Below are 20,208 nucleotides of genomic sequence, written 5' to 3'. Positions count from 1 at the left end.
TGAGGAAGCGCCGGAAGGTTAGTGGCCGCCGTCGGGCGTTTCAGTCTCGTCTGCAACGGAGCCGGGAGCGGCGGGACCACCATGCCCGGGCCGCTTCGAACTGAGGTTGACACCCGAGCCCTTACCCAGGTGCTCGGCGTTTTCCTTGTGGCTCATGGAGAGCATCGCAGCCACCACGAGGCTCACGATAAACGCGATACCAGCGCCGGTGAAGGCGAGGTCGAACCGCGGAGCGCGTGCGCTGCCGCCAGACGCGAAAATGAGCACGGCAACGAATGCCAGTACTGCGAAGAACGCGGAGAACATGAGGGGTCCCTTGACCGAGGTCCGCATCTTGCGCGGCTCTCCTGGTGTCTGGTCTGCCACGATCATTCCTCCAATGATGGCGGGCCTGTTCGGCTCCCCGCCGGTCTGCAAAAGTTCTACAACGAGTAGAACGTCCAGCTACTAGTTTACGGCCTCCGGGGAAGCACCCGGCGCAGTGGCCTGGTTGCCCGTGTGAGCATCGTGCCGGAGCGTCAGCCCGGAGAGAATCCACAGCACACCGGAAAGGATCGCTCCGCCACCGGCAACACCCAGAAGTGCGTGCGCGCCGAGCGATATGAAGAACGGCAACGCCACAGCAGTACCCACAGCGATAACACCGGATACCAGCCAATCACGGGTCAACGAGTCGCGATTCCGCAGTGCGTGGACCAGTTCAAGAACGCCAAGTACCAGCAACGCGGCGGCGGTAGAAAGCGCGACGCCGGCATCTGACTGAGTGACCAACGCCCCCACACCGCCGATCGCGACAACCACCGGGACTGCCGCAGGCAGAACGCGCGAGACCCACAACGAACCCGCTGTTGCGAGCAGGTACAAGCCAACGGCCCAAGCCAGCACCTGCACCGAAGGCGATCCCCAGAAGATGGTGACCAGGCCGAACACCAGCGCAACCACTGCCCGGGTCAGCACTGGTTTCCAGAGCCCGGGCACGGACGCAGGAGGTGTCTGGGAAGGAGTCGTGGGGAGAGTCACGCATCCAGTTTAGTGCGAACCAAGCACTACCCATTTGTCCGTGCGCGCGCGCAGTCCCAAAGTGACCCCGCGCGCCAGCATGTAGCCCAGCGCAAAGACGACCCACAGCCACACCAGCCCCGCCGCGCCGTCGGGCCTGGTCAGGTGGACGGCCGCCAGGAGCGGCAAGTAGACCGCAAGATTTACGACGCCGGCAACCGCCAGATAGCGCGCGTCACCGGCACCGATGAGGACGCCGTCCAGGACGAAGACGTAGCCGGCCAAAGGCTGTCCTACTGCAAGGACCCACAGGGCGACGGTCAGCGCCTCACGCACACCGGCGTCGGACGTGAAGAGATAGCCGGCCCCATGGCGCGGCCACGGCGAGCAGCACGCCGGTTATCACCCCGAACCCCAGGCCCCAGCGGATCATGGTTCGCGTCAGTTCCCGGACGCGGACAGCATTTCTGGCGCCCAGTTCCTTGCCGATCAGGGCCTGCGCCGCGATGGCGAGCGCATCCAAGGCAAAGGCGAGGAACGAGAAAATGGTCATGGCCAGCTGATGGGCTGCGAGGTTCACGGCGCCTTGGGCAGTGACTACCAGGACTGTGGAGAGGATGGCTAGGCGGAGGCTTAGGGTACGCAGCATCAGCCACGAACCAACCTTTGTCATGGCCCGAATGCCATGCCAGTGGGGTTTGAGGGAGACGCCGTGCTGCCGTGCGTTCCGGCCAACCATCACCAGATACACGGCCGCCATGGCCCATTGCGCAATGCTCGTACCGATGGCCGAACCAGTAACGGACAGATCCAATCCGTAGACGAGGAACCAGTTCAGCGCGATGTTCAGCGCAAATCCTGCCGTGGCAACCACCAAGGGTGTCCGTGTGTCCTGAAGGCCGCGGAGCACGCCCGTGCCTGCGAAGATGAGCAACATCGCGGCCAGCCCGGGCATCGACCAGCGCAGGTAATCCACTGCGAACGCGCGCACCTCGCCCGTGGCGCCCATCAGGCCCACGAGCGGTTCGGCAGCGACAAAGCCGGCGACGGCGAGAACCGCACCGAGGATCAGAGCCAGCCACACGCCGTCGCGCCCTGCCGCCAAAGCCTTGCCGAGCTTGCCGTCGCCAATCGCCCGGGCGACTGCCGGCGTCGTCGAATATGCCAGGAAGACCATAAGTCCAACAGCAGTGTGCATCAGCGTGGATGCCAGCCCAACGCCGGCGAGCTGATCCACGCCCAGGTGGCCCACAATGGCGGAGTCAGCGAGGAGGAACAGCGGCTCGGCTATGAGCGCGCCGAACGCGGGTACTGCCAGGCGCAGGATCTCGCGGGCATTGGAACGAGTGGTGATGGTTGTGGTTTGAGGCACTAAACAAGCCTAGTCCGCTTGGGCACGGGTAAATTTGGGGCCGTGTCACACAAGCATCCCGTTACAGTTTCCGTCGCCCGCACCATCCTCCCGGGGTACACCCGGCAAGCAAATGCCTGGGCACACGCCGGCCAGGAACTGGCGCGCGAGTGGCCCGGATATCTGGGCTCGGGATGGGTCCGGAGTGGGGGCCGGCTCGAACGAATGGCACATGCTGTACCGGTTCGCCGATGCTGAAACGCTGCATGGATGGGAGCAGTCCGAGGAGCGGCGTTGGTGGATCGACAGCGCGCGGGAAATGATGGAGACCACGCGGGTTGAGCGGCGTACAGGCATCGAGGGCTGGTTTTCGCAGCCCGGCGATGCCTCCGTGGTTGTTCCGGAAACTGTGGTGCCACCGCGTTGGAAGCAGGCGATCAGCATCTTCCTACCCTTCTTCCCTCTTAGTCTGTTGGCCAATTTCCTGCTGCACCCCTTGACGCTGGGCTGGCCGCTGGTGTTCCAGGTGCTGCTCAACATCGTCATCCTGACACCGCTGATGACGTACATCTTCCTGCCCATCACGACGCGCCTCCTCCAGCCTTGGCTGCAGGCAAAACCACGTGGGATGAGTCACGGAACTTCTTAATTAGTTGACTCTTCAACTTATCTCCGGGAAGGTTGAAGGCATGAACAAGTCCACCTTGAGCACTACAGCCCTGACCGTCCTGCGCGTTATTGCAGGTTTTCTCTTCGCCGCGCACGGTTGGCAGAAGTTCAACGAATTCACCATCGCCGGCACCCAGGCCTCCTTTGCACAGATGGGCGTACCGGGCGCTTCCGCGGTAGCTCCGGTTGTTGCAACCCTCGAGCTTGTGGGCGGCATCGCCTTGATCCTCGGGCTCCTGACCCGGGTGTTCGCGGCCCTCCTGGCCATCGACATGCTGGGAGCACTGTTCCTGGTTCACGCTCCGGCCGGCGTCTTCGTCGCCAACGGCGGATACGAGCTGGTCCTCCTCTTCGCCGGCGCAGCCTTGGCCCTCGCCCTGGCTGGAGCAGGCAAGATCTCCGCCGACAACGCCCTCTTCGGCCGCTCCGCCAGCAAGCTCCGCGTCCTCGCGTAATTTGCCCCCAACCCCCCGATGTTCTCTCACATCCGAGCCTGAATTGCGGAACGCTCGCTCACTTTCGTCAAGAAAGTGAGCGAGCATCGGCGTTAAGGGGTCACGATGTGAGAGAACGTCGGCGTTTAAGGGTCAGGATGTGAGAGAACGTCGGCGCTTAAGGGTCAGGATGTGAGAGAACGTCTAGCCTTCGACGCCGGTCAGCTCGTTCGGGACGTGCTCAAGCTGCACGGACTTCTTCACCTTGCCTGTTTTCAAGTCCACCGCGTGAATAGTTTGCGTCGCAGGTTCGGTGACAAACGCCGTCGAACCTTGGACGAAAAGCGTGGGGCGCGGGTCCTGCCACGTGGTGGATTCTTCCCACGCGGCGACTACAGGGATCGTCGAGGTCACTTCTCCCGAGAGCGGGTCTATAACGCGCAGGGAACCGTCAGTTCCGAGGACCAGAGCTTCACCTGAAGGTCCGCGGCCCAGCGAGCGGAACGAGTAGCTCGTACCAATATCCACAAGCCGGAGGGTTGCGGTTTCAGTGTTGACCAGGGAAATGCGCGTGGGCCGTTCCAGCTCAGCGGCCTTGTCCACCTTGTAATCGCCCAGGATCACCGGCGACTTCTCCGAGCCCGCCTGGTTGCCCATGCGCCCATATGCGTCCGGGCTTGCAACCTTGGTAATGGCACCGTCTTTGTAGATCAGCATGCCGTTTTCGCAGCCCACCACCACTGCTTCTTCTGCAGCAACTGCCTCGCCGTGCACACCAGGGCAGTCTTCGTTGCGCACAAGTTCTTTACGGTCCTGCCCCTTGCCGGCTGCCAGGACAGCGATGCCGGTGCGGGCCCTCGTCGTTGCCCAGGGTGACCAGCAGCTTGCCGTCCTCCAACTCCACTGCGACGCCGTGATGAGCCTCGGCCGTGGTGTAAACCTCCGTGGCGGGCAGCTTGCCAGCCTCGACAGCGTCGCCCAGGGCGCTGGATTCGAAGGTTTCCACCTTGCCGGAGCCGTCACTGAACAGCACAGTCTTGTCCGCGTGCCGCACGACGTGACCTGCCTTGCTCGCCTCGAACGACAGATCGGTCAGCTTGGGTTCGGCAACGTAGTGATGGCTGTGGTCGCCGTGCGGCTCGGTCCAGGCGCCGGCGTCGAAAACGCGGAACGCGTCGCCCGTGGACACCAGGACATGCCGGCCGTCACCTGCAGGGTTGAGGCGGTTGAATCCATCGAGCTCCGCTTCGCCGCCCACGGGTTCGAGCGTCTTTGCGTCTACCACGGCGATGCCGCCGTCGTACGAGGCGAGGGAGCGCCCGCTTCCTTTTCCTTCGATGCTGCTGCATGGGATTCGGTTGGCGCTTCAGCCGGGCTGGCCCCGGGGGCAGCGCATGCGGTGAGGAGAAGCGCAGAAAGCCCGACGGCGGCAAGCGGCCGGGCGCTTCTGCGGCGCCTTGTTCGGGTGGTTGGGCGTGGCGAAGTAAGGGCCGGGTGATGAGTCATGGGTTAAATGATATTGATTCTCATTTGTGTATCAAATCGCCTGGGTCGTCCGTTTCGCTGGCTAGCTGCGCATTCGATGGTTCGCCCGGCATTGTGCGCAGCTAACCATCGAATCGGCCGGGCAGAAGGTCTGGCCAGCCGGACGGCGAGCGCACGACGTGGACACGTAACAGAAACCCGCCAACAGTAAACTTCGAGCATGAGCGAGTCCCCCAGCAACTCCGTAACCCTCCGCTTCCTCGCCGCCCCCATGGATGTGGGCCACAGTGGATCCGTCGACGCCGGCACCGTCCTTGAGTGGGTGGACAAGGCTGCGTACGCGGCGGCCGTTGGTTGGGCGAAGTCATATTGCGTCACCGCATACGTGGGCAACATCCACTTCACGGATCCGGTGAACAGCGGCGACATGGTGGAGGTGACGTCCACCATCGTCTACACCGGCCGTTCTTCCATGCACATCCACACGGTGGTCAGCTCGCGCGACCCCAAGGGTGGACCGGAGACGATGCACAGCCAGTGCATGGTGATTTTCGTGGCCGTCGGACCTGACGGCAAGCCGATTCCCGTGCCACAGTTCGAGCCCTCCACTCCGGACGAGATTGAGCAACGTGATCACGCGCTTGCCCGCATTGAAGTCCGCGAGCAGATCGTCAATGCGATGAACGCCCAGGAATATACCGACGCCGGCACCGCCGAACGCGTGACGTTGCGCTTCATGGCGTCCCCCACTGATGTGAACTGGGGTGGCAAAGTCCACGGTGGCATCGTCATGAAATGGATCGATGAGGCCGCCTACGTTTGCGCCTCCAGGTACTGCGGCCGGGATACTGTGGCGGTGTTCTCGGGCGGCGTGCGCTTCTACCGGCCGTTGCTGATCGGCCACGTAGTGGAGGTGGAAGCGCGGCTCGTGTACACCGGGGCAAAGGGAATGCACATCGCCGTGCACGTCCGCTCCGGCGATCCGAAAACCCGCGAAATGAACCTCACCACGTATTGCCTGACGGTCATGGTGGCCCGTGACGAAACCGGAACAGCCGTACCCATTCCGCCGTGGGTGCCGGTGTCCGAAGAAGACAAGAAACTGCACGCGCACGCCAGGGAATTGCTGGAGATCCGCGGCAGGGCCCCCGGAAACCGGCTGCCCGACCACTTGCTGAAGGCAGGTGGCTACCAAGAGGCATGACTTCGGCTAAGTCAGGCCCGATGGAACAAAGCGCGTTGGCCGCGGGCGCGAAGCACGCCCGCGGCCAACACCATCGGTCTAGGCTTTGTAACCCGTCGGCGGAGTGAGAACGCCGCGCTCGATGAGCTTCTCGATATTGGCGGCCCGTGTTGAGTCTTCCCGGGCAAGCCAGCCCTCGGCCGGGGGCGCGTCGAGGTACTGGTTCTTCGGATAGATCGGGGTGTCGTAAATGACCCGGTACTGCTCCGTGCGCAGGTCCTTGAACTGGTTGTACAGGCCGTTCGAGAGACGGGCACGCCGCAGCGCCTCGATGTCGATCGTGGTGCAGACGAACGAGTCGCCCGAGGTCCAGCCCTGCTGCTTGGTCAGGATCTGGCCGCGTGGACCGACGATCATGGACTGGCCGCCGAACAGGTCCTGCATTGACCCGTCGTCACGGACTTCGGGCCCCAGGTTCGGAGCGACGACGTACGCCGAGTTGAACATGGCGTGGGCCCGGTTCTGCAGTTCCCACATGCCGTTCTGCACGGCCGGCTCGATCAGGGTGCCCCGGATAATGATCTCGGCACCGTTCATCGCGAGCCCACGCGGCACCTCGGGGTACACACCCTCGTGGCAGATGGCGTACCCGATGTTGCCGATCTCGGTCCTGGCCACAGGGAAAATGGCGTCCATTGCATTGCCATCGCCCTTCTTTTCAATCCATTCGTCCCAGACGTCGTGCGGGTTCATGTTGCCAAGCATGCCGCCCTCGTAGGCGTCACTGGTGGCTTTGTAGCGCTTGTAGATGATGTCGCCCTGCGGATCGATGATGAAGGCGACATTGAAGTGGCGCTCCGGGAAGTCCTCGTCCTTGACCATGTACAACTCAGCAGCGATGTAGGTGTTGAGTTCCACGGCCTTTTTCGCGAGTTCGTCCGTCTCCGGACCGGGGATTGTCACGGCAAAGTGGCGTTCCTTTTCGCGGTTCCCTGGCGTGTTGGCGATCATGCCCTGGATTGCCATTTCGGGCAGGACGACCAGCTTGACCGGAGAGCCTTCCCAGGACCCAACCATGACTGCCGTGTCGATGAATTCGTTGATGCGTTTGACGTTCGCTACGCCGTCGCCGGGATTTTTCACGTTGATGGTCCGCGGCGACACTGCGACGACGACAAATGGATCGACCATTGTTTCTTTCTCTTTTCTCTTCTTTGAGTACCTGAGTTAGCGCTAACTCACGGTATTCCGGTTTAGTTAGGGATTGCAAGAACTGGGAGTGCTCCGGTTCTTAGGGGTGGACCAGAGACCATTGATGGCCCTGGTCGGGAGTTGAACCCCGGGTATGGCGGGGCAGGCGGCGCTTTGTGTTAGCGCTTGCTTCGCGGCGGTGCTGTGGTGTCGCGGAGTATGAGGCGTGGCTCCAGCAGGGGGATGTCTCCCTCGGCTTCCTCTTTGATCATGGCGAGGATACGGCTTACAGCGATATGACCGATTGCTTCGAAATCCAGCTTTACAGTCGTTAGTGCCGGGCGGAAGAACGGCGCTTCTTTGACGTCGTCGAATCCCACCACGCTGACATCGACCGGAACGTCGCGCCCGGCCTCGTCCATGGCCTTGATTACTCCCAGCGCGAAGGGGTCGTTGGCGGCAAAGACCGCCGTGACGTCCTTCTTTGCGGCGAGTTCACGGCCGACACGGTATCCCTCGGCGGCCGACCAGTCGGAAGTTGGCAGCGGCGTCGGAACGACTCGTCCAGCAGCCCCGAGCTCCGCTGCCCATCCCTGGACCCGGGCAGATGTTGCCATCCAGCCCGGCGGGCCTTGGACGTGCCATACGGTTTCGTGTCCGAGGTCCAGCAGGTGGCGCACCACCATCCGCGCACCACGCACTTCGTCAACAGAAACGCTTGTCGGGCTCGGCTGCGATCCTTGCTGGAAGGTCACTACGGGAACACCGACGTCGAGGCCCTCAAGCACCGTGATCGCATCCAACAGGGGCGCGAGCACGATCACGCCGTCAACTGTGTCCGAATTGATGGATTCGAAGGCAGCCCTAATATCTTCCCGGCGAAGGCTGGCCAACGTGACTAAACGCGTCGCATAGCCATGTTGCCGGGCTTCCTCGGAAATACCGTACAAGGCCACCGTTGGTCCGAGGACCGACAGTTCGAAGCTGACAACGCCGATTGTCATGGTCCGGTTGCTGGCGAGAGCCGCTGCCGCTGGATTGCGGCGGTACCGCAGCTGTGCGATGGCATGCTCAACGCGTTGACGGATGTCCGGGTCCACGTTGGTCGCTCCCCTGACAACCCGTGACACCGTCTGCTGCGAGACCCCGGCGAGCCGGGCAACATCGGACATGCGAGGGGCCTTTGACCTGGAGGCCAGCCGCTCCCCGCGCCCGTTGGAGTTCCGGGCTTCTGAAGGTGCAGGGGTCGTGGACACCACTCCATTATCCCCGGTCACCCTCGACGAACCCCTGAACGCGACGCCGGGCGTTGCGCCGGCTGTCACGGGCGCCTGTACCGCAGGACTTCGGGATGCTGGTCGTACGGCCACTCGGCCCCCTCCACCATGTACTTGCGGGTTGTGTAGCTGCCGTCCATGGTTGAGGCCAGCGACGGGGGTCCGTCGAAGCCGATGACACCCCAACCGACCCGATTCTCGTTGCCTCCGTAAACCGGGTCGCCGTAAAACCCCTGACGGGTGTTGAGCACCAGCAGAGGGAAGAACTCCAGAAAGTCCTCGTTGACCGGTTGGTTGCCTGCCGGCGCGCCCCCAAGACCGGCCTCGGAGTGCTCCAGTGAGAAAGCGTTCGGCTTCTCCGCGCCCGATAACGTCTCCAACACCGCGTCCTGGTCCTCCGCCGGAAGTTCGAGGAACCCGACGTCGGCACGCTCCTTCGCCAGCCGGTCCAGCTCCACAACGCCTTCGCGGTAAAACTCCCGGCGCTGCTTGATGCGCTCCTGCCACGCGGCCTCGTCGCGGCCCTCCATCCGGAGGAACCCGTTCCCGTCAGCAGCCGGGAAGATGAACTGCGTTCCCGCCAGCATCCGGTCAATGAAGCGCACAACCTTGGCCTCACGCGCGCCCGGATGATGGTCAGTGGGGATGATCCGGGCCGTTGCGGCCTCGATCGTATTCCACTCGTGCTCGGTGAAGAAGACCGGCCCTTCGACGTCGCGTGTTGAGATCGGTACCGTAGCCCATTCCGCCTGTCCCATGTGAGATCTGTCCTTTCGTATCCTGTGTGGGGTGCAAATCAGTTTTCGGACCAGCCGTGGCGGTCGACCTGGAGGATTCGGTCCGAGCACCGCCAAGCGTTCGCCATGATCGTCAGGGGCCGGGTTGATGCCGGTCGCGGTCGGGAAGAAGCTCGCGTCGAAAACGTAGAGGTTTGGTACCTCGTGCGAGCGGCACCAGCGGTCGACGACCGACGTCGCCGGGTCGTTGCCCATGCGGGCGGTGCCCAGTTCGTGCGAGGTATTGCCCGTGATGCGCTCCATGTTGACCGGGATGACCTTCTTCGCCCCTGCGGCCTCGAGGATTTCCCCGTTCTTGGCGACCTGCCAGCGTTCCTGGGCGAAGTCGTTGGAGTGGGGCGTGTGGGTAATGCGCGCCACCGGCAGCCCCCAGGCGTCTTTGACGTTCGGGTCAAGGTCGACGCGGTTGTCCTCAACCGGCAAATCATGCAACAGGACCCCGATTTTCATGCTGTGGTTGAAAAAGTCGCGGTCCGCGTCCTTCGCCGCCTGGCCCCAGGTCGGCCTGCCGGGGAAGCTCCAGTTCACAGGGTGCCCGATCATCGAGGGGAAGATCAGAGACCCGAGAATATGGCCCCGGCTCTCGTCCGTTTCGTAGAAGTCGAACGAACACAGGCTCATGTAGTGGCCCGCCCACCCGTACAGCGGATCACTCACCTCACGGTCAAACAAGCCAACCGAGAAGGAGTATTGGTGGAAGGTCGCGTTCTTGCCAACCATGCCGCTGCCGTTGCCGAGTCCGTCCGGGAAGAGCCCCGACTTGGACATGAGCAGCAGCCGCGGGGTTTCGATGCCGCCACCACAGACGATGACGGCTTTGGCGTGTTGGACGAATTCGTCGCCGTCCTCGTCCTGGTAGCGGACACCGGTGGCGCGACCGTCCTTGCCAACGAGTATCTCGCTGACGTAGGAGTCTGGGCGGAGGTCGTAGCGGCCGGTCGCTATCGCGTCCGGGATAAAGCTGATCAGGGTCGATGACTTGCCGGTGCCCGGATCGGGGTATTGCTGCCAGAAGCCGTTCTCGCTGAAGGGTTGGCGCCCCCGGTAAGGTTCGGTGACCATGCCCTGCGGCATCGGGAAAGTGCCGTGGCCGAGCTTGGACATCGCGGTGGCGAAGGTCCGCCCGATCTGGCTCAGCGGTGATGGCTTGGTCGGGTAGCCCCGGCTGCGCCACGCTTCCCACTTGTTCGCCCCCGCCAGGCCCGACGTGCCGAACTCCCACTCAACGCGCGTGTAGTACGGCTCCAGTTCGTCATACGAGATGGGCCAGTCGACCAGGCTCGCACCCGGCACGTCGCCGTGCAGGCTGCGCAGCTTGAAATCGCTCTCGGCCATGCGCGGCACCATGCCACCCCAGTGGGTGGTACCTCCGCCGACAACCTGCGGCGTCGCCGAGAAGTTGGTGATTTCCGCCTCGACCTTGTCGTTCGGGCGGTAGGTCCGCGGCTTCACCTTCGGGTCCTGCCAGATGAAATTCCGGTTGAGGAACTTCAGCTCGTCTCCCGAAGCGTGCTCAGGCTTCAGCCATGGCCCCCGCTCCAGGCCCACCACCTTCAGGCCAGCCTCGGACAGCACCTTTGCCGCTGTGGCCCCGCCGGCGCCTGCGCCGACGATGACGACGTCGACAGGCTCGGGCTGCTTCTTCCTGGTCATTATTTTGGTTTCCTTTCGTAAAGTCCTGCTTCGCGCACTGGCGCTCAGACCGTCACGGCTTCAATGCCGTTGCGGCCCACGCTTGCAAGAGGCAGGAGCTTGTCCCAGAGTTCCTGGGGGATGTCGTGGTTAAGCAGGTGGAGGGTCTCCTCGACGCGGTTCGGGCGGGACATTCCAACGATGGTGGATGCCACGCGCTCGTCGCGCACGGAGAATTGCAGGGCAGCCGCTGCGAGTGGGACACCGTACTGCCCGCACAGCGCCTCCATGCGCAGGACCCTGTCGATCGTCGCCTGGTCGACAGGGGCGTAGCAGTATCGCGGGACGGCCCGCGGGCCCTTGACGAGCATGCCGCCGCCGAAGGGGGCGGCATTGACGAAGGCGACTCCGCGGCGGGCTGCGTCCTCCAGGAGCGGCTCGGCGGTCTGTTCGACGAGGGTGTAGCGGTTGTGGCTGATGACGGCGTCGAACGCATCCGTCGCAAGGTACTGCAGCTCCAGGTCAATCGGGCCTCCGGCGACGCCCAGGCACTGGATAACGCCCTGATCCCGGAGATCTATTAGAGCTTCAAGGGGACCTCCCTTGGCCACACCCTCCTCGAACGAGATCTTTTCGGGGTCGTGCAGGTAGACGAGCTGGAGCTTATCGAGGCCCAGGCGCTCAAGGCTTTCCTCGACGGACCGGCGGACGCGGTCACCGGAGAAGTCAGTGCTGCCGGGAACGGGGTCGACCTTCGTGGCGACTACGTATCCCTCGGGGATGCCGCCCCGCTCGGCGATCGCCCGGCCAATCCGCTCTTCGCTGGCACCCCCGCCGTACTCATTTGAGGTATCGATGAAAGTGAAGGGCCCGTCAAAGACGCGGTGAATCGTGGCGACGGCGGTGCCTTCATCGACTTCGTAACCGTACTGGGCGGGAAAGCTGCCCAGCGCGCTCGTGCCGACACAGATATCGGAGACAGTCAGGCCGGTGCGGCCCAGGGGACGAATGGACATGATTCCTGCTTTCTGGAGCTGAATGGGTTGACGGTTTGGGTTTTAAGCAACCCGGGGGCGCCGGAAATGTTTGGCGAAGAATCCGGAAATCCTCTGGACGCCGCCCGCGCTGGAGAGGAAGACGGCGAGGATGATCACTGCGCCTTTTATGAGCAGCTGCGGTTCGGAGGAGATTCCGACGAGGTTCATGATGTTGATGATGGTCGTCAGGATGAATACGCCGATCACTGCGTTTAGGGGGTCGCCCTTGCCGCCCATCAGGGAGGCGCCGCCCACGACGACGGCTGCTATCGCGTCGAGTTCGTAGCCTACGCCGATGAGTGAGCTGCCCTGCCGTAGCTGGGCCGCCGCAACAAGTCCGGCCAAGCCGGCAAGAACGCCGGAGATGGTGTAGGTGATGATCAGGTTCCGCGCGACCGGCAGGCCCGAAAGCCGCGAGGCTTCAGGATTGCCGCCAATCGCGTAGAGGGAGCGGCCGAACGTCGTGTATTTGGCCACAAGCGCCGCCACCACGGCCACGATGATGAAGATCAGGACCGGGTTGCGGATACCGAGGAAGCTGCCGCGGGAGAAGGCCTGAATGAGTCCCTGGTCGCGGATCTCGATCAAGCTTGTCGACTGGATGATGTAGCTGAAGCCCTTGACGGCGCTCATCATGGCAAGCGTTGCGATGAAGGGCGGAATGTTCAGCCAAACCACGAGGACGCCGTTGATCAGTCCTGCGACAGCGCAAGAGGCCAGTACGAACACGACGGACGCGCCAGCGGGCATTCCGGCCTGCAAGGTGAGTGCGGTAAGGACCGTGGACATGGCCAGGATCGACCCCACAGACAGGTCAATGCCGCCTGTCAGGATAACGAAGTATTGTCCGATGGCCAGCACGACGACGATCGATGCGGCCGTGATCACGTTTTCGGCATTGCGGAACGTCAGGAAGTCATCGGAGACGTAGTAGCCCACCGCGATGATCGCGAGGAGGACCAGGATCAGATAACTCTTGGGCAGGGCGCGCAGGGCGCTGCCCCGCAGCCGCGAGGTGATGCTTGAGGATTGGGACGTGGTGTCACTGCGCTGGGGCAGGGGCGACAGGGTCCGGGACATGGTTGTTCTCCTGTGTAGAAAGTCTGATGGATAGCGCCGTCAGGCGAAGCGTTCGAGAATGGCGTTGCCGGAGGGGTCGATGTCATCGTGTGCGAGTTCTGCGACGACCCGGCCGCGGGCCATGACGAGGACGCGGTCGCACATCATCGCCTCGGTGATCTCCGAGCTCGCCACTACGACGGTTCCTCCGGCCTGCGCGAACTCGCGGATGAGTTCGTACATGTCCTCCTTCGCGCCGACGTCTACTCCGCGGGTTGGTTCGTCGCACACGAGGATGCGTGACTGGCGGACAAGCCAGCGGGCCAGGATGGCCTTCTGCTGGGTTCCCCCACTCAGCGTCTTGAGCGGCTGGTTCACCCCGGAGACCTTCATGCCGAGTCGTGCCACCATCTCGCCGGCCACGCCGCGCTCCCGCCGGGACTGGATAACGCTCAGCCGGCTGAACTGCGGAAGGCTGGCCAAGGTGATGTTGCCGGCGACGCCCATGTCCGGGATGAAGCCTGCGGCTTTCCGGTCCTGCGGCAGCAGCCCGATCCCTCGGCGGATCGCATCGCGCGGGGCACGGAAGTCCACTGCTTTCCCGTCGACGCGGATCTCGCCTGAGGTCCGGCGCCGCGCACCCGCGATGAGGCCAGCGAGTTCTGACTGGCCACTGCCGATGAGCCCGGAAATGCCGAGGACCTCGCCTTCATGCAGTTCGAACGACACCTTGTCCACGTACCCCTCCTCGGAGAGGTCGCGGGCTGAGAGGATGACGCTCTCCCGGGGGGCCCTGCACCGAGGCTGGGTGAGCGTTCCCCGCGCAGGGCCGCCTCGGCAATGGAGCCTTCAAGGCTCTTGCCGACCATTGCCGTGACGACATCGGCGGGTTTGGAGTCTGCAGTCTTCAAATCCGCGGCGTTCACGCCATCGCGCAGCACAGTCACGGCGTCGCAGAGCGAGAAGAGCTCGTCCATGCGGTGCGAGATGTACAGCAGCGTCACACCCTGCTCGGACAGGGACCTCAGGACCGTGAAGAGCCGTTCGACGTCGGGCATCGGCAACGTGGACGTGGGTTCGTCCAGCAGCAGCACCCGGGCGTCCTTGTGCAAGGCCTTGGCCAACTCCACGGCCTGCTGCTCCGCGGTGGAGTAACTTGCTACGGGGCGGCGAACGTCCAGGTCGAAACCCACCCGGTCCAGGGCGGCCCGCGCCTGGGCCTGCATCCGCTGCCAGTCCACGGCCGCGCCGCCGCGCAGTGGCAGCTGGCCCAGGAAGATGTTCTCGGCCACGGACAGGGAAGGAACGAGCGAGAGCTCCTGGTAGATGGTGTGAATACCTGCCTGCTGGGCATCCATTGGATCCCGGAAGCGCTGGAGCTCGCCACCAAGGCGTATGCTCCCCGAGTCCGGTGATTCGGCGCCGGAAAGGATCTTGACGAGCGTGGACTTGCCGGCCCCGTTTTGTCCGGCCAACGCGTGGATCGATCCTCGGCCGACGCTGAAGCTGACACCCTTCAGCGCCTTAACGCCGGGGTAGGACTTGGTGATGCCCTCGAGTTCGAGCTCTGGGGCGCTGAAATGGGATTTCCCCACGGTCCCGGTGGCTGATGCCACCGGTGCCTGGTTGTTGGCGGACATAGATGTTCCTTATCTAGGACTTTCGGGGCCGGGAGGGTTTCGGCGCAAGATTGCTGTCCGGGCCGGCAGGTTCTTAATCTTTGGCGCGGACGTACGTGTCACCGGGGACGTAGTATTTGGCCGCGTCAGCGGGCGTCACCACGGTTGTATCGATGTACTTGGTCTTGCCGGGGCACTGGGCCTGGTCACCCTGGACGGCGGCAACTGCCATTCGCACTGCTGCGGCTCCCTGGTCCCAAGGCTGGTTGGATGCATCCGCCTGGAGCGGTCCCTTCGGGTTGTCCACCATCTCCTTGATGGCGCCCATGCCCCCGTCGTAGCTGGCCATGATGATCCCGTCACCCCACAGGCCGGCCTGCTGCAGGCCCTGGACGATGCCGCCGTGCATGACATCGCTCATGCTGTAGACGACCTTGAGGTCGGGGTTGGCGGTGGCGACGTCACGTATTGGGGCCAGGGCCTTGTCCGGTTTCCACTCACCGTACTTGGTGTCAAGCTTGACGGTGGTGACACCGGGGTGCTTCTCCATAATGCGGTTCCATCCGGTCATGAAACCGTTGAACCGAAGGTCGCTCAGCACATCTCCGGGGAAGCCGCCGATACCGACGAGCTTAATCTCGCCCTTCTCTCCGTACTTCTCCAGCGCGCGCTGTGCAGCTACCTCGCCGGCGAGCGAGCCGGTGTGCTCCTGATCCTCGGCAACGTAGCAGAACATGTCCGGAACCAAGGACTTATCTACGCTCGAGTTGACCGTCACAACGGGTATGCCCGCGTCCTTCAAGGCCTGAATCGAGGGACCAACGCCAAGCGGATCATTTGGGTTCATAACGACCACGTCCACACCCTTGGTGATCAGGGTCTGCACGTCGGCGTTCTGCCGGACTGTGTCACCGTTGGCGTCCAGCAGCTCCACACGCGCGCCGACCTTGCCGGCCTCGGCCTGGCCGCCCTCAACAAGAGTCTTCCACCAGTCACTGCCGCTGATGCCGCGCTGGCTCCAGCCGATGACCAGCCCCTTGCCGCTTGCCTTCTCCCCCGCGTCGTCCGCGGCAGCGCCGCCCTTACAGCCAGCCAGCCCAAGCATGGAGACCGTCAGGACAGAAGCACACAGTGCCGCTCTGCCAAGTCTCTTGTTTCGACGAATTCCAGTTGTAGTTCTCTGCATGAACAACACTCCCTTGTGTTCGTGATCACCCCAACTTTGGGGCACGAGAGTCACGTTACAGTCTGAGTTAGCGCACTATCAAGAGGCTGGAGGAAAATTTAATGAAGCTGGCGTTTTCCGAATAGGTCCTGCAAAATAAAGGGAAAGTCAGAGGTATCCCATGATCAGGTCAGTGATAAGGATCCTGATTTATCGCTAACTCGGAAGTATCTTTCTTCCCGCGGACGCATCGAAGCGGCCCGCGGCCAACCAGGTAGGACAGATGTGCTGGGACCTTGACGAGAACCCGCCCCCGGAGCAACGGGAACAGTTGCGGCATCCTGATTTGGGGCCAGGCGATCGGCTCCACTCGGGCGCGGGACCGAAGACCACCTTCGCCAAACCTGCCGCAACCGTCATTGATCGTGTATCGATGGTGGATGTTGCCGTACGGGCCGGAGTTTCGACGCAGACCGTGTCCCGGGTGGCGAACGGGAGCCGCGATGTGCACGATGACACCAGGCGGCGCGTCACTGCTGCGATGAATGAATTGGGATATCGGCCCAACAGTGCGGCACGGGCGCTGAGGCGCGGAAGTTTCCGGACCATCGGCGTGATCACGTTCTCGTTGTCGTCCTTGGGGACCATGCGTACGCTTGAGGCAATCGCGCTGCACGCAGCCCGGCAGGACTTCGCCATCACACTGATCCCCGTCACCGCCCCCACCCAAGCCGGTATCCAGGGTGCGTTCTCACGCATCGGCGAACTCGCCGTCGACGCGGTGATTGCCATCATGGAGGTCCACCTCCTCGAGGCAGCGACAGCGACTCTGCCCCCGGGAGTGAGGGTCGTCGTCGTCGATCCCGACGCCGGTGAGCAGTACAGCGTGGTGGACACCGACCAGGCCGGCGGCGCCCGCAAGGCCGTCAAACACCTCCTGGACCTCGGCCACGAAACCGTCTGGCACGTCGCCGGCCCCGAAGCGTCCTTCGCCAGCGAACGCCGCGCGGCCGCCTGGCACGCGGCGCTCACCGACGCCGGCAGGCCTGTCCCGCCGCTGCTGCGAGGCGACTGGTCAGCGGACTCCGGCTACGCCGTCGGTCTGCGGCTCGCCGACGAGCCCGGCTGCACCGCGGTATTCGCCGCGAACGACCACATGGCGCTCGGCATGCTCCGGGCCTTCCGCGAAAAGGGGAAATCAGTTCCAGGAGACATCAGCCTGGTCGGCTTCGACGACGTCCCCGAAGCGTCCTCCTTCACTCCCCCGCTCACCACGGTCCACCAGAACTTCGCCGACGTCGGCAACCAGTGCGTCGACAACGTCCTACAGCAGATCCGCACCAAGACCACCAAACGCGGTGTCACCCTCATCCCCACCCAGCTCGTTGTCCGCCAAAGCACCGCTGTGCCTCCCAAAGCAGCACCCCCGGTTCGGAATTTACGAAGCGACGCGACACATCCACCGGAGGGCCCCATCATCGAACAGGAGACATGAAACCCGTTACCACGTAGTGGGCTTCCCGTGCTTATCCAGCTCCTGAATCTTATGGTTTCTGAGCCGGGTAAGCAGCCAGCTTTCCGCCTTCCCTATCCGGCGTCCCCTCAAAGACAACAGGTCCACCGATACGAGCCAATCCGTATAGGGGTAAGCCTCCAGTTGTAGCTCGATCAGTTGGCCGCCGTTTATCTGGTCCACGATCAGCTGCCGTGGCAAAGTTGCCCACCCCAAGCCCGCCGATGCCATCGAAATGAGAGCCTCATAGTTATCGGCACGCCACACCTGTGCGGACTGCAGGTATTCAGTGGTCGGCAAGCTGGCAGCATGCGCGGTGTAAACAATGTGCCTGTGCGCGCGTAAGTCGTCAAAGCTCACAGTGGTCTTCGCCGCCAACGCATGCCGGGCATGGGCGACGTGGGTGAGGATCAGTTTCCCGAGTTGATGAAACTGAATTTCCCGGGGATACCGGGGCTGGGCAAAAGCAATCCCCAGGGCGGCCTCACCGCGTTGGACCAAGCCGGCGACGTCACCGTGTTCAGGATTTCGGATAACAAGGTCCGTGTGGGGAAAGTTCTCGGCGAATTCCACCAGAACGGCCACCAGGTTCTGGTACGGGATGCCTGCCGCAATGGTGAGGCTCGCCGGGTCGCCTTCCGACATGGCATCCGCGTGGCTTTCCAGTGCTTGGCATCGATCGTAAACAATTAATGCCTCGACCAGCATCGTTTCGCCGGCTGGGGTCAGGGTGGGAATACGTGTCGTCCGATCAAACAACTCCAGCCCAAGAGCTATCTCCAGGTTGGCCACGGCAGCACTGATGGTGGACTGGCTGCGCCCTAATGCTCTGGCCGCAGCGGAGAAGGAACCCCACTTGCAGCTCATCACGAAAGCCTCGACCTGCTCCAACGAGTACCGCATCATCACTCACCTATCGTCTGTTCCGATAGTAAATCACTTCTTCTTCAGCGTTTGGCTGCATATCGTTGCATGAACCCGGGCATAAAGACCCGTCGGAACCACGAAAGACCTCACCGCCAATGTCTCTGGCGCCGTTGAGGTGAAAGGACCAGCATGAACAACGACCTCGAATATCTCCGCCGCGCCATCATCGTTTCCCGGAACGCCCGGGACAACGGCAACCACCCCTTCGGCGCAATTCTCGTAAACGCCAACGGCAACATCGTCCTGGAAGCTGAGAACACCGTGACAACCGAGAACGACGTCACAAACCACGCCGAAACCAACCTGGTGCGTTTGGCATCCCGGTCCATCCCCCACAATGAGCTTCCCAGCCACACCCTGTACACATCCTGTGAGCCCTGCGCCATGTGTGCGGGCGCGATCTACTGGGCCGGCATCGGCCGGGTAGTTTACGGCCTGGCAGAAACCGGTTTGCTGGCGATAACCGGCAGTCATCCGGAAAACCCCACTCTGTCTCACCCCTGCAGGCTTGTATTCGCCGATGGAGGCCGCCCCACCGAGGTCTCGGGGCCCGCACATCGAAGAAGAAGCCGCGAAACCACATGCCGGCTTCTGGAACTAGAGGAACGAGGCACCATTTCCCTCAGAGCCGTGCAAGGATGGCCCTGGCCAAGCAATGAGGCGCCTGTCTGGGGCCGAAACAGACCCTAACTCCGGAGCGGGCTGTCGAGCTGCTCCAGCGGGACGTCAGTAGTGATTCAAAAGTCGTCCTTGCCCCCGACTTCCGGATCACCAGGGAGACGGCCCACAGTATCTGCGCCAAGCGCGGACGTTAGGAACCCTCTGCGCTGCCGAGTAAATCCTCTTGGCCCAGCCGAGGGACGTCTACTCGTCCTATTTGGGGGCCGATAACCGACGTTCCGTCCAGCCTGGGAATGAACTACGACCGCGGGCTCCTGCGGCAGAAGCTCACGACTGCGTCCTCTGCGGACTCACGGACGAGCGTGCATTGCGGTCTGCATGGACGAGCCATCGGGGCCGTCCATCGATCAAGTACTCACGTCTGCTTTGCCTGGCGCAGGTACTGGTAAACAGTTTCCCGGCTGATGCCGTAATCGTTGGCCAGGACAGATTTTGGTATTCCGCTGTCCGCCCTTAGCACGAGCTCGGCGGCGCGTTCGGGGCTAAGGCTCCTTTTGCGTCCGTGGTAGGCGCCGCGTTGCTTGGCGAGGGCGATGCCTTCTCGTTGGCGTTCCTTGATGAGGGAGCGTTCGAACTCGGCGAAGGCACCCATGACCGAGAGCATGAGGTTGGCCATGGGGGAGTCCTCCCCGGTGAAGAGGAGGTGTTCCTTGACGAACTGCACGCGTACTCCTTTGCGGGTGAGGCCCTGGACCAAGGAGCGCAGATCGTCCAGGTTGCGGGCGAGCCGGTCCATGCTGTGCACGACCACGGTGTCGCCTTCGCGGGCAAACCGCAGAAGTTCAGCAAGCTGCGGCCTTGCCGTGTCCCGGCCGGAGGCTTTATCCGTGAAGACGCGATCCAGGACTTCGCCATCGAGTTGGCGTTTCTCGTTTTGGTCGAGAGTGCTCACTCGCACGTATCCGATTCGTTGACCATTCACCGGAATCCTCCCGCCGCCGTCCCTTTGAGTTTGAGAGTCCTTGGCAAGCAGCGTCAAGACATTCATGTCCCAACGGCGTCAGAGTGGACAGGCTTCAACGAAGCACCGGGTTCCCGGCCGGCGCTCGAATAGTTCCGGGTTCCAATCGCTTCGGCCAATTGTCCAAAGAACTTTGGACAATTGGGCGGCCAGGCAGGCGTTTTATGCCTTGGCGTTGCCGTCGTTCGGGCCGGCTTCCTTTGCGCAGCGGGTTGCTGCGCAAATGGC

General features: G+C 62.9%; 14 protein-coding genes and 6 pseudogenes. 5 read left to right on the top strand and 15 right to left on the bottom strand.

What is annotated here, in order from left to right:
* Nucleotides 1-18: 18 nt before the first annotated feature.
* The 3 genes and pseudogenes from LDP01_RS12790 to LDP01_RS12780 form a co-directional block, all read right to left on the bottom strand.
* Nucleotides 19-372, bottom strand: coding sequence for a hypothetical protein (locus tag LDP01_RS12790; protein ID WP_224092748.1), 354 nt, complete (start codon nucleotides 370-372; stop codon nucleotides 19-21).
* Between the two features lie 75 nt (nucleotides 373-447).
* On the bottom strand, nucleotides 448-1,020 hold the full coding sequence (locus LDP01_RS12785) for a DUF308 domain-containing protein (protein WP_224092746.1): 573 nt from the start codon (nucleotides 1,018-1,020) through the stop codon (nucleotides 448-450).
* Between the two features lie 9 nt (nucleotides 1,021-1,029).
* A pseudogene (locus LDP01_RS12780) lies at nucleotides 1,030-2,371 on the bottom strand (MATE family efflux transporter).
* Between the two features lie 42 nt (nucleotides 2,372-2,413).
* Here LDP01_RS12780 and LDP01_RS12775 point away from each other — a divergent pair.
* Together LDP01_RS12775 and LDP01_RS12770 are read left to right on the top strand one after the other, a co-directional pair.
* Nucleotides 2,414-2,999: pseudogene (locus tag LDP01_RS12775) on the top strand (antibiotic biosynthesis monooxygenase).
* Between the two features lie 40 nt (nucleotides 3,000-3,039).
* On the top strand, nucleotides 3,040-3,474 hold the full coding sequence (locus LDP01_RS12770) for a DoxX family protein (RefSeq protein ID WP_224092745.1): 435 nt from the start codon (nucleotides 3,040-3,042) through the stop codon (nucleotides 3,472-3,474).
* 183 nt (nucleotides 3,475-3,657) lie between these two features.
* Here the strand turns inward: LDP01_RS12770 and aztD are convergent.
* Nucleotides 3,658-4,959: pseudogene (gene aztD / locus LDP01_RS12765) on the bottom strand (zinc metallochaperone AztD).
* 199 nt (nucleotides 4,960-5,158) lie between these two features.
* On the opposite strand from aztD, the gene LDP01_RS12760 reads away from it, so the two are divergent.
* Nucleotides 5,159-6,142, top strand: coding sequence for an acyl-CoA thioesterase (locus LDP01_RS12760; protein ID WP_224092743.1), 984 nt, complete (start codon nucleotides 5,159-5,161; stop codon nucleotides 6,140-6,142).
* Between the two features lie 78 nt (nucleotides 6,143-6,220).
* Here LDP01_RS12760 and LDP01_RS12755 read toward each other — a convergent pair whose 3' ends face one another.
* The 9 genes and pseudogenes from LDP01_RS12755 to LDP01_RS12720 form a co-directional block, all read right to left on the bottom strand.
* Nucleotides 6,221-7,312 carry a nitrilase-related carbon-nitrogen hydrolase gene (locus tag LDP01_RS12755; RefSeq protein WP_224092741.1) on the bottom strand — a complete coding sequence of 364 codons (1,092 nt, stop codon included), beginning with the start codon at nucleotides 7,310-7,312 and terminating at the stop codon, nucleotides 6,221-6,223.
* Between the two features lie 179 nt (nucleotides 7,313-7,491).
* Complete coding sequence (locus tag LDP01_RS12750) at nucleotides 7,492-8,484, bottom strand: LacI family DNA-binding transcriptional regulator (protein WP_224093942.1); 993 nt, start codon at nucleotides 8,482-8,484, stop codon at nucleotides 7,492-7,494.
* A 149-nt stretch (nucleotides 8,485-8,633) separates the two neighbouring features.
* Nucleotides 8,634-9,266: pseudogene (locus LDP01_RS23745) on the bottom strand (gluconate 2-dehydrogenase subunit 3 family protein); the annotation flags it as partial.
* A 119-nt stretch (nucleotides 9,267-9,385) separates the two neighbouring features.
* Nucleotides 9,386-11,039 (bottom strand): annotated as a pseudogene (locus LDP01_RS12745) (GMC family oxidoreductase).
* Between the two features lie 44 nt (nucleotides 11,040-11,083).
* The gene (locus tag LDP01_RS12740; protein WP_224092728.1) at nucleotides 11,084-12,034 is read right to left on the bottom strand and encodes an aldo/keto reductase; all 951 of its coding nucleotides are present in this window, start codon (nucleotides 12,032-12,034) and stop codon (nucleotides 11,084-11,086) included.
* A gap of 42 nt (nucleotides 12,035-12,076) precedes the next feature.
* Nucleotides 12,077-13,135 carry an ABC transporter permease gene (locus tag LDP01_RS12735; protein WP_224092726.1) on the bottom strand — a complete coding sequence of 353 codons (1,059 nt, stop codon included), beginning with the start codon at nucleotides 13,133-13,135 and terminating at the stop codon, nucleotides 12,077-12,079.
* 39 nt (nucleotides 13,136-13,174) lie between these two features.
* Nucleotides 13,175-13,843, bottom strand: a complete 669-nt coding sequence (locus tag LDP01_RS12730; protein ID WP_224093940.1) for an ATP-binding cassette domain-containing protein — start codon at nucleotides 13,841-13,843, stop codon at nucleotides 13,175-13,177.
* Nucleotides 13,844-14,241: 398 nt separating this feature from the next.
* A pseudogene (locus tag LDP01_RS12725) lies at nucleotides 14,242-14,754 on the bottom strand (ATP-binding cassette domain-containing protein); the annotation flags it as partial.
* A 73-nt stretch (nucleotides 14,755-14,827) separates the two neighbouring features.
* Nucleotides 14,828-15,919 carry a sugar ABC transporter substrate-binding protein gene (locus LDP01_RS12720; protein WP_224092724.1) on the bottom strand — a complete coding sequence of 364 codons (1,092 nt, stop codon included), beginning with the start codon at nucleotides 15,917-15,919 and terminating at the stop codon, nucleotides 14,828-14,830.
* Nucleotides 15,920-16,331: 412 nt separating this feature from the next.
* Here LDP01_RS12720 and LDP01_RS12715 point away from each other — a divergent pair, with 412 nt between their 5' ends.
* Complete coding sequence (locus LDP01_RS12715) at nucleotides 16,332-17,393, top strand: LacI family DNA-binding transcriptional regulator (RefSeq protein WP_224093939.1); 1,062 nt, start codon at nucleotides 16,332-16,334, stop codon at nucleotides 17,391-17,393.
* Nucleotides 17,394-17,399: 6 nt separating this feature from the next.
* Here the strand turns inward: LDP01_RS12715 and LDP01_RS12710 are convergent, their stop codons facing one another.
* Nucleotides 17,400-18,314: a LysR family transcriptional regulator gene (locus LDP01_RS12710; protein ID WP_224093938.1), complete on the bottom strand. Its 915-nt coding sequence runs from the start codon at nucleotides 18,312-18,314 to the stop codon at nucleotides 17,400-17,402.
* 153 nt (nucleotides 18,315-18,467) lie between these two features.
* Here LDP01_RS12710 and LDP01_RS12705 point away from each other — a divergent pair, with 153 nt between their 5' ends.
* A complete protein-coding gene (locus LDP01_RS12705; RefSeq protein WP_346658936.1) occupies nucleotides 18,468-19,028 on the top strand; it encodes a nucleoside deaminase in 561 nt (186 codons plus the stop codon).
* Nucleotides 19,029-19,374: 346 nt separating this feature from the next.
* On the opposite strand, the gene LDP01_RS12700 is transcribed toward LDP01_RS12705, so the two are convergent.
* Complete coding sequence (locus tag LDP01_RS12700; RefSeq protein ID WP_224093937.1) at nucleotides 19,375-19,941, bottom strand: recombinase family protein; 567 nt, start codon at nucleotides 19,939-19,941, stop codon at nucleotides 19,375-19,377.
* Nucleotides 19,942-20,208 lie beyond the last annotated feature (267 nt).

It is taken from the genome of Arthrobacter sp. StoSoilB13, assembly GCF_019977255.1.
In the GTDB taxonomy this organism is placed as follows: Bacteria; Actinomycetota; Actinomycetes; order Actinomycetales; family Micrococcaceae; genus Arthrobacter.
Note: the sequence above shows the minus strand (reverse complement) of the source record. Positions and strands in the feature narration are given on the sequence as shown.